This window comes from Enterobacter sp. P82, from assembly GCF_037053385.1.
Lineage (GTDB): Bacteria > Pseudomonadota > Gammaproteobacteria > Enterobacterales > Enterobacteriaceae > Enterobacter.
Window position 1 is genome coordinate 41,092 of record NZ_JBALHX010000007.1, and the last position, 14,003, is coordinate 55,094.

At 52.7% G+C, this 14,003-nt stretch carries 11 protein-coding genes; 4 read left to right on the forward strand and 7 right to left on the reverse strand.

All coding sequences use genetic code 11. From position 1 onward, the window contains the following. Positions 1-42 precede the first annotated feature (42 nt). Positions 43-936: a LysR family transcriptional regulator gene (locus WB237_RS20925; protein WP_114979532.1), complete on the forward strand. Its 894-nt coding sequence runs from the start codon at positions 43-45 to the stop codon at positions 934-936. Between the two features lie 56 nt (positions 937-992). On the opposite strand, the gene WB237_RS20930 is transcribed toward WB237_RS20925, so the two are convergent. The 4 genes from WB237_RS20930 to soxR form a co-directional block, all read right to left on the reverse strand. Beyond that, positions 993-2,639: a Na+/H+ antiporter gene (locus tag WB237_RS20930; protein ID WP_028017922.1), complete on the reverse strand. Its 1,647-nt coding sequence runs from the start codon at positions 2,637-2,639 to the stop codon at positions 993-995. A gap of 150 nt (positions 2,640-2,789) precedes the next feature. Beyond that, positions 2,790-4,139, reverse strand: coding sequence for a guanine/hypoxanthine transporter GhxP (gene ghxP, locus WB237_RS20935; protein WP_336216051.1), 1,350 nt, complete (start codon positions 4,137-4,139; stop codon positions 2,790-2,792). Positions 4,140-4,433: 294 nt separating this feature from the next. Further along, on the reverse strand, positions 4,434-5,105 hold the full coding sequence (locus WB237_RS20940) for a glutathione S-transferase family protein (protein WP_028017924.1): 672 nt from the start codon (positions 5,103-5,105) through the stop codon (positions 4,434-4,436). 266 nt (positions 5,106-5,371) lie between these two features. Next, positions 5,372-5,830: a redox-sensitive transcriptional activator SoxR gene (soxR, locus tag WB237_RS20945; RefSeq protein ID WP_114979535.1), complete on the reverse strand. Its 459-nt coding sequence runs from the start codon at positions 5,828-5,830 to the stop codon at positions 5,372-5,374. 98 nt (positions 5,831-5,928) lie between these two features. Here soxR and soxS point away from each other — a divergent pair, with 98 nt between their 5' ends. Further along, positions 5,929-6,255 (forward strand): superoxide response transcriptional regulator SoxS, encoded by a 327-nt coding sequence (gene soxS / locus WB237_RS20950; RefSeq protein WP_013095071.1) that lies wholly within the window; start codon positions 5,929-5,931, stop codon positions 6,253-6,255. Between the two features lie 6 nt (positions 6,256-6,261). On the opposite strand, the gene WB237_RS20955 is transcribed toward soxS, so the two are convergent. Both WB237_RS20955 and WB237_RS20960 read right to left on the reverse strand, forming a co-directional pair. Next, positions 6,262-7,827, reverse strand: a complete 1,566-nt coding sequence (locus tag WB237_RS20955) for an EAL domain-containing protein (RefSeq protein WP_236920662.1) — start codon at positions 7,825-7,827, stop codon at positions 6,262-6,264. A 340-nt stretch (positions 7,828-8,167) separates the two neighbouring features. Then, entirely contained in the window at positions 8,168-9,571 is a 1,404-nt protein-coding gene (locus tag WB237_RS20960; protein WP_336216060.1) for a sensor domain-containing diguanylate cyclase, read from the reverse strand. Positions 9,572-10,060: 489 nt separating this feature from the next. Here WB237_RS20960 and WB237_RS20965 point away from each other — a divergent pair, with 489 nt between their 5' ends. Next, on the forward strand, positions 10,061-10,342 hold the full coding sequence (locus tag WB237_RS20965; protein WP_336216062.1) for a YjcB family protein: 282 nt from the start codon (positions 10,061-10,063) through the stop codon (positions 10,340-10,342). Between the two features lie 60 nt (positions 10,343-10,402). On the opposite strand, the gene ssb1 is transcribed toward WB237_RS20965, so the two are convergent. After that, positions 10,403-10,927 carry a single-stranded DNA-binding protein SSB1 gene (gene ssb1, locus WB237_RS20970; protein WP_008503384.1) on the reverse strand — a complete coding sequence of 175 codons (525 nt, stop codon included), beginning with the start codon at positions 10,925-10,927 and terminating at the stop codon, positions 10,403-10,405. 251 nt (positions 10,928-11,178) lie between these two features. On the opposite strand from ssb1, the gene uvrA reads away from it, so the two are divergent. Then, positions 11,179-14,001, forward strand: coding sequence for an excinuclease ABC subunit UvrA (uvrA, locus tag WB237_RS20975; RefSeq protein WP_336216065.1), 2,823 nt, complete (start codon positions 11,179-11,181; stop codon positions 13,999-14,001). The last annotated feature ends 2 nt before the right edge of the window (positions 14,002-14,003 follow it).

Here is a 14,003-nt window from a genome sequence, read left to right on the forward strand (position 1 = left end):
AATGAATTAAAATCATCAAAGGTATAGTTTCGAGGAATAATCATGGACATAAGAACGCTGCGCTATTTTGTCGAAGTGGTTCGTCAGCAAAGTTTTACCCGCGCAGCGGAGAAGTTGTTTGTTACCCAACCCACCATCAGCAAGATGCTGAAAAACCTCGAAGATGAACTGAACTGCACCTTGCTGATCCGCGACGGGCGCAAGCTGTTACTGACCGATACCGGACGCGTCGTCTTTGAGCGTGGGCTGGCAATCCTGGCGGAGTTCCGCCAGCTGGAAGCGGAGCTGGACGATATCAATCATCTGACGAAAGGTGTGCTTCGTCTCGGCATTCCGCCGATGGTAGGGATGATGATGGCCGGGCCAATTAGCCTGTTTCGCCAGCGCTATCCCGGCGTAGAGCTGAAGATATCTGAATTTGGCGGATTAACCGTCCAGCAGGCGGTTATCAACGGCGAGCTGGACGTGGCGATGACCGCTCTCCCCGTTGAGGAAGAGAGTGGCCTGGCGACACTGCCGCTCTTCAGCCATCCACTGTGCGTACTGGTTCCCCGCTCCGGCGACTGGCTGAAGAGAGACTCGGTGAAACCCGAGCTTCTCGGCGAACATCCGCTGCTGATTTACAACGAAGACTTTGCGCTCAGCCGCCAGTTGATGACGTTATTTAATCAACACAACGTCAAGCCGCGCATTGCGGTTCGCAGTGGTCAGTGGGATTTCCTGGCCGCGATGGTGCAGGCAGGTGTGGGGATTGCCATCCTGCCACAACCGATTTGCGAGCGGCTGGATAAAAACACGCTGCGCTGGATCCCGCTGGAGAGCAATCTTCACTGGCAGTTAGGTATGATATGGCGCGAAGGGGTGTATTTGTCGCACAGCGCACAGGCGTGGCTGCAATGTTGTGAAGGTTTTTGGGTTCCTAACCCCTCCCCCTAGCCCTCTCCCGGTGGGAGAGGGAACCGATCGAGCCCCTATGGGAAGAGGGGAAAAGGTTACTGATTCTCTATCAACAACGCTTCCAGCAGGTCCAGATCGTGCAGCAGCTTTTGCAGCGTTTCGTTACTGATCTGCCGTGTGGCGCGCAGGTGATACAGTTCGGCACGCTCTGAACGCAGCGCCGCCAGACGGAACCGGCGTTCGAGGTTCTCCTCCTGCAGCGAACTTTCCACATCGTTACGCCCATCGGCACGGCGACGCAGGTTACCAATCACGCGGGAACTGACTTCCGTCAGCAGCTGATTGTCGATGTTCTCTTCTGCATCAGCGGCCAGACGTTCTTCCATTTTCTGGATTGCCACAATCGCCACTTCGGCAGTCGCCGCACGGGCAATGCGCTCTTCCTTGTGCTGCTGGGTCGAATCACCGGCGTCAATGTGTTGCAGCAAAATAGGCAACATCACCACGCCAACAAACAGCGAGAACAGAATCACACCTGCCGCAAGGAACACCAGCTCATAGCGCGCCGGGAAGACATCGCCCGTCGGTAGCAGCAATGGAATAGAGAGCACACCGGCGAGGGTAATCGCCCCGCGTACTCCTGCGAAGGAGGCAATCAGCAGCTCACGCGTGGTCCACGAGCCGAACTCCATCGGTTTTTTCGTCAGGAAACGCACGCTGAACTTTTTCATCGTCCACAGCCAACCGAAACGCACCAGCATCAGCGCCAGGTAGATCAGCACGATATCGGTAAACAGCATCCAGACTTCAACATTCGGGTCGGCCTCGGCCGCCACCAGCGAGGACTCCATAATGCCTGGCAATTGCAGGCCCAGGAGCAGGAACACCATGCCGTTAAAGACAAATTCCAGCATTGCCCAGGTGCTGTTCGCACGCAGACGCATAGCCAGCGGTGCGCGACGCATCACGCCGGAGCGGGTGATGGTCATGCCTGCCGCCACCGCCGCCAGAATGCCTGACACGCCGATATGTTCGGCAATCAAGTAAGAGGCAAACGGCAACAGGAACAGCAGCACGATTTGCGTTGCGGGCTCATCACCGCCCCAACGGCTGAGGAATCGCAGCGAACGTCCATACAGCCAGCTCACCACGAAACCGGCCAGGATACCGCCAATCGCCACTTTGAAGAATTCCAGCGTCGCGCCGCCGACGGTAAAGACCATCGTGCCCATTGCGACCGCCACCGCAAACTTCAGGGCAACCAGGCCGGAGGCGTCATTCATCAGCGCCTCACCCTGTAGAATGCCCATAATTTTCTTCGGAATACGGCCCTCACCCACAATGCCGGAAAGTGCCACGGCATCGGTTGGTGACAGGACGGCGGCCAGTGCAAAAGCGGGAATTAACGGGATACCCGGCACCGCCCAGTAAATCAGAAAACCAATCCCAACCACGGTGACCACCACCAACGCCAGCGCCAGACCGAAAATCTCTCGCCCGTGCTCAAGGAATTCGCGCGTGGGGGTTTTCCAGCCATCAGCAAACAGCAGTGGCGGGATAAACAGCACGAGGAACAGTTCGGGATCGAACTCCACGTGCAGGCCAAACGTCGGCCACGCCAGCAGCGCGCCGATGGCAATTTGCATTAATGGTAGAGGGACCTGAAAGGGCAGTACGCGTGTAACCACCCCGGATAGCGAGACCACAAGGGTCATGATGAGTATTGTGAAGAAGATTTCCATGCGTTCCCTGTTTGCTGTGTTGCTTATCTACTACGGAAGGCGTCGTGCCTTTTATTCTATCTTCCTCAGAGTAACGTAAAAGGCAACGGGATGAGTCCTGAAAATAAAAACGGGCGGCCTGAGCCACCCGTTTTCGCATCAAAGGACAACTTAGATTGCCCAACCGCCCGCGTAGAACACCACCAGTGCAACGGCGATCACCACCGTGCCGATGTTCAGTTTGCGCCACTCACCAGAGACCAGACGACCAATCACCAGTGATGCGAAACCGATCATAATGCCGGTCACGATGTTACAGGTCAGTACGATAAATACTGCGGTGATGAGGCCGGACATCGCATCCACAAAGTCAGCAAAGTCGATTTTTGCCACGTTGCTCAGCATCAGCAGACCAACGTACATCAGCGCTGGTGCGGTCGCATACGCCGGAACCAGATAGGAGAGCGGAGAAAGGAACAGGATCAGCAGGAACAGCACGCCGACGGTGATCGCCGTCAGGCCGGTTTTACCGCCTGCCGCCGTACCCGCTGCGGACTCGATGTATACTGCAGCCGGCGCCGCACCCACCAGACCAGAGAAGACACTGCTCAGGGAGTCGGTCGTCAGTGCTTTTCCGCCATCAATAATCTGACCGTCTTTATCCAGCAGGTTCGCTTGCCCCGCGACTGCACGGATTGTACCGGTCGCATCAAACACAGCGGTCATCACCAGCGCCAGCACGCTTGGCAGGATCACCGGGTTCAGCGCGCCGACGATATCCAGGCTACCAATCAGGGAGTTGCCTTTGTCATCGCTCAGCGACGGCATGGCGAAAATACCGGAGAAGTGGACGTTTGGATCGAAAATCAGGCCGACAATAGAAACCCCGATAATGGTCAGCAGAATGCCACCCGGGACTTTCAGTTTTTCCAGACCGATAATCACCGCCAGGCCAACCAAAGACATAATCACCGGGAAGCTCGCGAAGTGACCGAGCGCAACCGGCAGACCGTCCAGCGGGTTCTTGATGACCAGACCGACGCCGTTGGCGGCAATCAGCAGCAGGAACAGGCCGATACCGATACCCGTACCGTGCGCTACGCCGTGCGGCAGGTTGCGCAAAATCCAGCTACGGATGCCGGTCGCTGAAATAACGGTAAACAGTACACCCATCAGGAACACGGCACCCAACGCAACCGGTACGCTGATGTGTTGACCCAGCACCAGACTGAATGCGGTAAACGCCGTCAGAGAGATAGCGCAACCAATTGCCAGCGGTAGGTTCGCCCACAGCCCCATCACGATGGAGCCCACACCGGCCACAAGGCAGGTAGCAACAAAGACAGCCGCAGGCGGGAAGCCCGCTTTGCCCAGCATGCCCGGCACAACAATGACGGAGTAAACCATCGCCAGGAACGTTGTCAGACCGGCAACGACTTCCTGGCGCACGGTGCTGCCGCGAGCCGAAATTTTAAACATGGCGTCAAGTGAACCGCCAGTACGCGCAGATGGCGTAGACATAGAAAACATCCCCTGAGAGTTTTTTAGAAAGTCCGTAAGCGTGGTGGAGACGCCACTGCCAGCTAAACGTCAAATCCTTGAGTTGCGTTGGTGACGAAAGGGCGCCACATAAAAAGCAAACGTTTAGCTCCGCGCTTAAAAACGGGTGGTCAAATTAAGGCAAACGATTATCTAGCCTAATCACCGCCCTTTTCAACTGAACTTTGTCGTTTTTCGCTAAAATTCACTTATGACGCTGAAGAAATAAACAGAGGATGCGCAAACGTTATCGTTTATGCGCAATTTGTTTACATTTCAATCGTCCCCCGGGATAGATAACGGCCCACCTTGTTCCAGCGTTCTTTTCCACCCGGGGCTGTTCTCAACCTTTTTCTTCCATGCCTGAATATGCGGCAGATTATTGATGCCACCACGCGCCAGCAGGGCAAAAATCGGGAAACTCATCTGGATGTCGGCCATGCTGAGCGAATCCCCGGCAAACCAGCTGTTTTTAGCAAGATGCGACTCAATAAAGCGCGCATGGGTTTCCAGCTGGCGGTTAAGATAGGCTTTCTGCACTCCCTGTCCCAGCGCTTTACCCAGCGTTCTGATACCAAACGGGACGGGAGGTTTACCGAGGCTATTAAACACCAGCTTCATTAACAACAGCGGCATCAGCGACCCTTCGGCATAATGCAGCCAGAAGCGGTATTGCACCTTATGAGCGGGATCTAAGGGTTTCAACCGTGAGTCGGGATCGTACGTTTCCTGCAGATACTCCAGAATGGCGCCTGACTCCGCCAGAATCAGGCCATTATCTTCGACGACCGGCGATTTGCCCAACGGGTGCACTTTTTTGAGGGACTCAGGAGCCAGCATGTTCTTTTCGCGCTGGTAGTGAATGATCTCATAAGGCAGGGCGAGTTCTTCCAGCGCCCAGATCACACGATGTGAGCGCGACTGGTTAAGGTGATGTACCGTAAGCATGGTTGTCTCCTGTTATTCATACTTTTTAACTATAGAAAATCGAACAACACCGCGAAAAAAATTCGGCTAAAAAACAACCGACGTGGCTGGCGAAATGACGGGGCTTGCATAGAATTAAAGTGTCAGCACAATCCGGAACCTCCCCAACCAGCTCGACATGAGGGGTGCTGATGTCGGGGGAAACCCTCCCGTGAACCAGCGGGATAGAGAGAAAGACAAAGACCGGGAAAAACTAAAGCGCCCTTATGTGGCGCTTTAGTTCTTTATTAATCCTCTTCCAGCAACCGCGCCCCCGTCCCCTGTTCACCCAGCCTGTCGCCCGGGTTACGCAACGGACAATCGCTCCGGGACAAACAGCCGCAACCAATGCAGCCATCCAGCTCGTCACGCAGTGCGACCAGCGTATGGATACGCCTGTCCAGTTCTTCACGCCATTGGGATGAAAGCTCTTTCCACACTTTCGGGCTTAGGGTGTGACCTTCCGGCAGCACACCAAATGCCTCGCCAATAGTGGCCAGGGGAATTCCGATTCGTTGCGCAATTTTGATAATCGCAACGTAGCGGAGTACGTCGCGGGTATAGCGACGCTGGTTTCCACCGTTACGGATACTCTTGATTAACCCTTTGCTTTCATAGAAGTGGAGCGCCGATACCGCAACACCGCTTCGCTTCGCCACTTCACCAGGTGTTAAAAGTGCTTTAATTCGCGGCAATCTCTTTTCCATAAAACCTCTTTACCTCAAGTTAACTTGAGGAATTATACTCCCCCGCAGAGAAAACGACGAATCAACCAGGAAAGTTGTATCTACAGAGGGGCAACCGTATGTCGCATCAGCAAATTATTCAGACACTTATTGAATGGATTGATGAACATATCGACCAACCGTTGAACATTGATGTGGTCGCTAAAAAATCGGGCTATTCGAAATGGTATTTACAGAGAATGTTCCGGACGGTTATGCATCAGACGTTGGGTGAATACATTCGTCAGCGCAGACTGCTGCTGGCAGCTCAGGCGCTACGCTCTACGCAGCGGCCCATTTTTGATATCGCAATGGATCTTGGTTATGTGTCGCAACAAACCTTTTCCCGCGTGTTCCGTCGCGAATTTGACCGCACGCCGAGCGATTATCGCCACCAGTTGAATTAATCACTATCAATGTAAAGGTTGCTGCTGCCAGGTCATAAACTCCTGGGGCGGCATCGCTTTCGCGAAGTGCCATCCCTGACAGAACTGAACACCGCGCTTCAACAACCAACCGACCTGCTCTGCCGTCTCTACGCCTTCCGCAATGGTTTTAAGCCGCAGGCTTTGTGCCATCTCGATAATATGCTCGGCGATCAAGTGACTGGTGCTGTTGGTCGTTAAAGTGTCGATAAAGGATTTGTCGATTTTGAGGATATCAACGTTCAGCGAATAGAGGTTATGCAGGTTAGAGTAACCCGTCCCGAAATCATCGATTGCCACTTCATAACCTGCCTGACGGAAAGCCTGAATCACCGGCGTGGTTTTTGGCACATCAATAAACCCACGTTCCGTCACTTCGATTTTGATCTGCTGCGCGCGCACGTCATAGTGGCGGGCCTTGTCAGAAATCATGGCTATCAGCCGCGAAGAGTGGAAATCCGTGGCCGACAGGTTAATCGAGATATAGAGATGCGGATGCGCGGCCAGGAAATGGCCCAGATCGCTGAACACCTCCTCAACAACATAATCCGTTATCCGCTCGCTCATTCCCTCTTTTTCAGCCAGCGGAATAAACTCAGCCGGGCTCATCACCTGTCCGTTAAAACCAGGCCAGCGTAACAGCGCTTCAGCCCCCACACACTGGTTGTTCTTGATATCAATGATCGGCTGATAATGCACGCAAAGCTGGCGTTTGTTCAGCGCCCGTTGCAACAACCGCCCAGGGGAATTAAGTTCACGATGGGTACGCGACCATACCAGCAAAATAATAATGCTGCAGATCATCCCCAGTGGCAGCGTCAATGTTGCCTGATGATAAAGCGTTTCATAAAAGCGTTTATTCGATGTTGACACAATAGCCGCAATAGGTCTTTTTGGCGATTTTACGACGGTATAAAAACGGTTATCTTTTTGAAATACCGATTCCTTATCCCGAATCATCGAATTTAATAAAGAAATATTGGCTTTTTGGCTAACGGAAAAGAATGCGTTGGTTATCGTGTCGTACACTCCCCATGAAAGGGAATGATCGTTTGACATCACTTCACTGTACGAAAGCGGATTGACCACCACCACATAATTACCGCGCTGCATATATGTCATTTTATAACCAGTATAAAATGGGGTATCGCGATAATAATAGATAGCGACGTCAGGTTTACGCGTGTAATTGGCGACGGAAATTGAGTATGGATGTTCCGGTGTAAAAACGGTCGAACAAAGAAAATTCTGACCTTCGGCATAAATTAAATCGGCGACAAACAGACGGCCACGAACAACGTTCAGCATATATTGACGATGTCCCGGCGTGCAAAGTTCGCCCTGGTATTTTGTCGCCTCGTCCCGGGCCAGTTCAACCTGTTGAATAACCAGCTCTGTTTTGTCTAAAGCCAGTTCAGCAAAGGTACGTAGCTGAGCGCTTGTTTCCGATACGGCTCTTAGCTGGGCAAACCATAGCGCAAGCATCACCGGTAGCATAACTACCATGATGATCCCTACCACCCTGAGCATCTTGCGCCGCGCGCTACGATTCATTTCCCGCCCTATATCCCTGCATGTTGTACGCCTGTAGTAATGAAGGCCGGATGCTTTGCTAAACAGGTGATTACGTTGCATGAATCATGCGAAGTTAGCAACTGACTTTTAGTATTAAAAATCTTAAATTTCGTTATGACGATAATATTTTCCCGTAAGCTAAACTGTAAGTATTCGTTCCGTTTCAATTAAGGAAAATATTTATCCATCCCGTAAGGGATGGTGCGAAGATAACACAACAGAGGATCGTTGATTAAGCCAAACTTTTGACAGCATGAAAAAAGCACAACTTCTTCATGAAATTCTATGCTATTTTTTCGGGTGTATTTTGTTCGCTGATTTATAAATAGCCAGCTGCCACTACCGTTTTTCCCCGCCCCGTACGCTTGGCGTCATATAATGCTTTATCAGCGCGCGTCAGCAATGCCGACGTATCGAACTGATCCCCGCACACCTCCACGACCCCAGCACTAAACGACAGCTCAAGTTTTTTCTCTCCAACCCTCAGCGGTTTGGTTTTTAGCGTGGTATGCAGCCTGGCGGACAGTTGCGCCGCGTCATGACCATGAGTTTGCGCCAGCAGAAGCAAAAACTCCTCCCCTCCCACGCGCCCTAATGCAGAATCTGAAGGGGCTAACTCACGGATACAATCACAAAAGTGAAGAAGCGCCGCATCACCTACCTGGTGTCCCCACTCATCATTGATTTGTTTAAAAAAATCCAGGTCAAACATCAGGACACAAAAATGGCTGTTAGCCTCCCGCCTGGCATTTGCTGATTGAGCGAGTTCCAGCTGCTGCAAAATCGCCGAACGGTTAAAACAGCCGGTGAGATCGTCAATCGTGGCTTTCACTTCCAACTGCTGCTCTGCTTTCTTCCGCTCGGTAATGTCGAGCCCAATATTCAGGATAGAGTTGTCCGGCAACAGTATGTTTGACCACAATACGGTCAACTGCGTACCGTCTTTACGTAGCGGATGCCACTCATACATGTCCTTGAGGGGAGAGACATTTACCGACTCTCTTACCCGACGCCGCTCTTCAGGGTCGGGATAAAACAGCGAGAGCGGATCGGCATGAGCTCCGATCTCCGCCATCGTCCAGCCAAATACTTTTTCACACTCGGCATTCCACAACACGCAGCGGTTAAATTTGTCGAAAGAATTCATTAAAACCGGAGCCCGTTCAAACAGGGTCTTATATTGTGTCACGACACGCTGCATTTCCTGTGCGGTTTTCTCGCGGGCAATAATTTCCTCAAAATAGTCTTTTAATTTTTCGACCAGCACCACGACGATATTTTTCAGGATTGGCAGAGAATACAATTTCTCATCAAATGCCAGAAAGAAATATCCCCTGCAATGGCAGTTATGGGTCGAAAGTTTGCATAGTACACCGCTTTGCAATTGCGTATAGCCGGGGTGCTGCGGAGGAAATAAGACGCGACCAATCTTCTCTTTCCAGTAGACCACCCGCCATGACCGGTGATGCCGCTGTAGCAGGGCTCCCGCCAGAAAATCGGCGACTTCAAAAGAGTGGCAGGCTACATCACCCGCGCAGACCACACGGTGCAGCCCGTCATTATCATTAACGCTTACCCAGGCAAGGCTCGCCCCCAGAGATCGATTGATCGTCTCCAGCATTTCTGCCAGTGAACACTGAGTGTGAAGCTGGGGCATCAACTTAGCCAGTGCATGCAAAGCCTGCATGCTGTCATTGACAATCTCACATCGTTTTTTTTTCATCTTTTCGCCGATTATCACGCGATAAACCGGACGCAACTGTCTTCAGATTCAAAAACTGGTCAGCCAAAGCTGGAGGCTGAATATCAGCACAGCGAAATGAAACGACTGTTGTGTGTAATTAAAAACGGACAAAGAAATAAAATAATAATAAAATTCAAAAACCTGAAAGGTTAGCTGCGAGTAAATTAATATGTCCACTCAAGCATAATCCATAGGTTTATTGCTGTAAACGCTGTACAACAGGCGCCGTCTTGCAGAGGTTTTGCTATCTCAATGAATTCGTTATGAAGAGCTGGGGAAAAGGGTTTCTTAGCCTGCAAAGATATATTTTCTTTCTGATACCTCCCCCTTTCACTCAGTTGTGAATCCTCCCATTTTCACGCCCCTGACTCTGGCGAATAAATCATCAAGTGTGATATAGTTCACATATCTTGTGTAATAATAAACACTGTTTCATTCAGTGAGTCTGTTTTGTAGAGGATGGGTTTTATGGCAACCATTACTACCAGCATGGTTCTCTTACGCTGGCCGTTATTGAGTGCGGTATTGATGTTTTTAGCCAGCACGCTGAACATTCAGTTTCGTAAGTCTGATTACGCTGCCCTTGCTATCATCAGCACTCTGTTGGGATTAGGCGCAGCTTGCTGGTTTGCTACTGGTCTTCTTGGCATCACCCTGCTGGACATTGCCGCCGTCTGGGAAAATATTAAAGTGGTGATGGTTGAAGCAATGAGCCACACACCGCCAGACTGGCCGATGGTGATTACCTGATCCCTTACGGAATAAAAAAACCCAGACTATTGTCTGGGTTTTTGTTTAGATATCAGAGGATCAGAACGGAATATCGTCGTCGAAATCCATTGGTGGTTCGTTAGACGGTGCAGGAGCAGACTGCTGCTGCGGGCGAGACTGTGCGCCGCCGCTAAACTGGTTGCCGCCCTGCGGCTGCTGAGGCTGACCCCAACCGCCCTGCTGCTGACCACCACCTGCTGGTGCGCCACCACCCTGGCGGCCACCCAGCATCTGCATGGTGCCGCCAACGTTTACCACAACTTCAGTAGTGTATTTCTCAGCGCCGGATTGATCGGTCCATTTGCGGGTACGCAGCTGGCCTTCGATATAAACCTGAGAACCTTTACGCAGATATTCACCGGCCACTTCTGCCAGTTTGCCAAACAGCACAACGCGGTGCCATTCAGTCTGCTCTTTCATCTCACCGGTCGCTTTATCACGCCAGGATTCGGAAGTAGCCAGCGTAATGTTGGCAACTGCGCCACCACTCGGCATGTAGCGTACTTCCGGGTCCTGGCCCAGATTACCGACGAGAATCACCTTGTTTACGCCTCTGCTGGCCATGTTCGTGTCTCCTGAATACGTTTCTTAATAGTGTAAACGCGCGAGTGTACCATTTCCATGCTGCATTTTGATAGCTGCGAGATGGATTCCAGAGTTCTCGTGCGAACGCTACATTGTTACATAGCCAATCGGAAAATGCATTCCAATACTGTATATTCAAACAGGTTAAATTGTGTCATAATTAGCCGTTTCTGACAGCCGTTTGTCCTTCAAACAAACCAGGCAATCCGTGTTCCAACCGGGAAAGGTGAATGGATAAGATCGAAGTTCGGGGCGCCCGCACCCACAATCTCAAGAATATCAACCTCATAATCCCTCGCGACAAACTCATCGTCGTGACCGGGCTTTCGGGGTCTGGCAAATCCTCACTGGCTTTCGACACTTTATATGCCGAAGGACAGCGTCGTTACGTTGAATCACTCTCTGCGTACGCGCGTCAGTTCCTGTCGCTGATGGAAAAACCGGATGTCGACCATATTGAAGGCTTGTCCCCTGCCATCTCCATTGAGCAGAAGTCTACCTCGCATAACCCGCGTTCAACGGTCGGTACCATTACCGAAATTCACGACTACCTGCGTCTGCTGTATGCCCGTGTGGGTGAGCCGCGCTGCCCGGACCACGACGTCCCGCTGGCGGCCCAGACCGTGAGCCAGATGGTGGATAACGTGCTGTCGCAGCCTGAAGGCAAACGTCTGATGCTGTTGGCTCCCATCATTAAAGAACGTAAAGGCGAACACACCAAAACGCTGGAGAACCTCGCAAGCCAGGGTTATATCCGCGCTCGTATCGACGGTGAAGTATGTGACCTGTCAGACCCACCCAAGCTGGAGCTGCAGAAAAAGCACACCATCGAAGTGGTGATTGACCGCTTCAAAGTGCGTGAGGATCTCGCGACACGTCTGGCGGAATCCTTTGAAACGGCACTGGAACTTTCTGGTGGCACGGCCGTGGTCTCCGACATGGACGACCCAAAAGCAGAAGAGCTGCTCTTCTCCGCCAACTTTGCCTGCCCGATTTGCGGCTACAGCATGCGCGAGCTGGAACCGCGCCTGTTCTCCTTTAATAACCCGGCGGGCGCGTGCCCGACGTGTGACGGCCTAGGTGTTCAGCAGTATTTCGACCCGGACCGAGTGATCCAGAACCCGGAGTTGTCTCTGGCGGGAGGCGCCATTCGCGGCTGGGACAAGCGTAACTTCTACTACTTCCAGATGCTGAAATCGCTGGCAGAGCACTATAAGTTCGATGTTGAAGCCCCGTGGGCCAGCCTGAGCCCGAGTGTGCACAAAGTGATTCTGTTCGGTTCCGGCAAAGAGAACATCGAGTTCAAGTACATGAACGATCGCGGTGATACCTCCGTGCGTCGCCACCCGTTTGAAGGGGTGCTGCACAACATGGAGCGCCGCTACAAAGAGACCGAATCCAGCGCAGTACGCGAAGAACTGGCAAAATTCATCAGCAACCGCTCGTGCGCCACCTGTGACGGTACACGTCTGCGTCGGGAAGCGCGCCACGTTTTTGTCGAAAACACGGCGCTGCCGACTATCTCAGACATGAGCATCGGCCACGCGATGGACTTCTTCAACAACCTGAAACTCTCCGGCCAGCGCGCGAAAATCGCCGAGAAAGTGCTGAAAGAGATCGGGGATCGTTTGAAATTCCTGGTGAACGTCGGCCTGAATTACCTGACACTTTCCCGCTCCGCTGAAACGCTCTCCGGCGGCGAAGCCCAGCGTATCCGCCTTGCCAGCCAGATCGGCGCAGGTTTAGTCGGCGTGATGTACGTCCTGGATGAGCCGTCTATCGGCCTTCACCAGCGTGATAACGAACGTCTGCTCGGCACGCTGATCCACCTGCGTAACCTCGGTAACACGGTGATTGTGGTTGAGCACGACGAAGACGCGATCCGCGCCGCTGACCACGTTATCGACATTGGCCCAGGTGCAGGCGTGCATGGCGGCCAGGTGGTCGCGGAAGGGACGCTGAAAGATATCATGGCGGTACCTGAATCGCTGACCGGCCAGTATATGAGCGGCAAGCGCAAGATCGACGTGCCGAAACAGCGCGTGGCAGCAAACCCGGAAAAAGTGCTGAAGTTGACTGGCGCACGCGGCAACAACCTGAAAGACGTCACCCTGACGCTGCCGGTTGGCCTGTTTACCTGCATCACCGGCGTGTCCGGTTCCGGTAAATCAACGCTGATCAACGATACGCTGTTCCCGATAGCACAGACGGCGCTGAACGGCGCAACGCTTGCCGAGCCAGCACCGTACCGCGATATTCAAGGGCTGGAGCATTTCGACAAGGTTATCGACATCGACCAGAGCCCGATTGGCCGTACCCCACGTTCTAACCCGGCGACCTATACTGGCGTCTTTACGCCTGTACGTGAACTCTTTGCTGGCGTACCGGAATCTCGTTCACGCGGCTATACACCAGGACGTTTCAGCTTCAACGTGCGTGGTGGGCGCTGTGAAGCGTGCCAGGGCGACGGAGTGATCAAAGTTGAGATGCACTTCCTGCCGGATATCTACGTGCCGTGCGACCAGTGCAAAGGCAAACGCTATAACCGCGAAACGCTGGAAATTAAGTACAAAGGCAAGACTATCCATGAAGTGCTGGATATGACCATTGAAGAAGCACGTGAGTTCTTCGATGCCGTCCCGGCGCTGGCGCGTAAGCTGCAAACGTTAATGGATGTGGGGCTGACCTATATCCGTCTCGGACAGTCAGCAACGACGCTCTCGGGTGGTGAAGCGCAGCGCGTGAAGCTGGCGCGTGAGCTGTCGAAACGCGGCACCGGTCAGACGCTCTACATTCTGGATGAGCCAACCACCGGCCTGCACTTTGCCGATATCCAGCAGTTGCTGGACGTTCTGCATCAGCTCAGAGACCAGGGCAACACCATTGTGGTCATTGAACACAACCTGGACGTGATTAAAACCGCGGACTGGATTGTCGATCTTGGCCCGGAAGGCGGCAGCGGCGGCGGTGAAATCCTCGTCTCCGGTACGCCAGAGACCGTTGCAGAGTGCGAAGCCTCGCACACCGCACGCTTCCTTAAACCGTTGCTGTAATT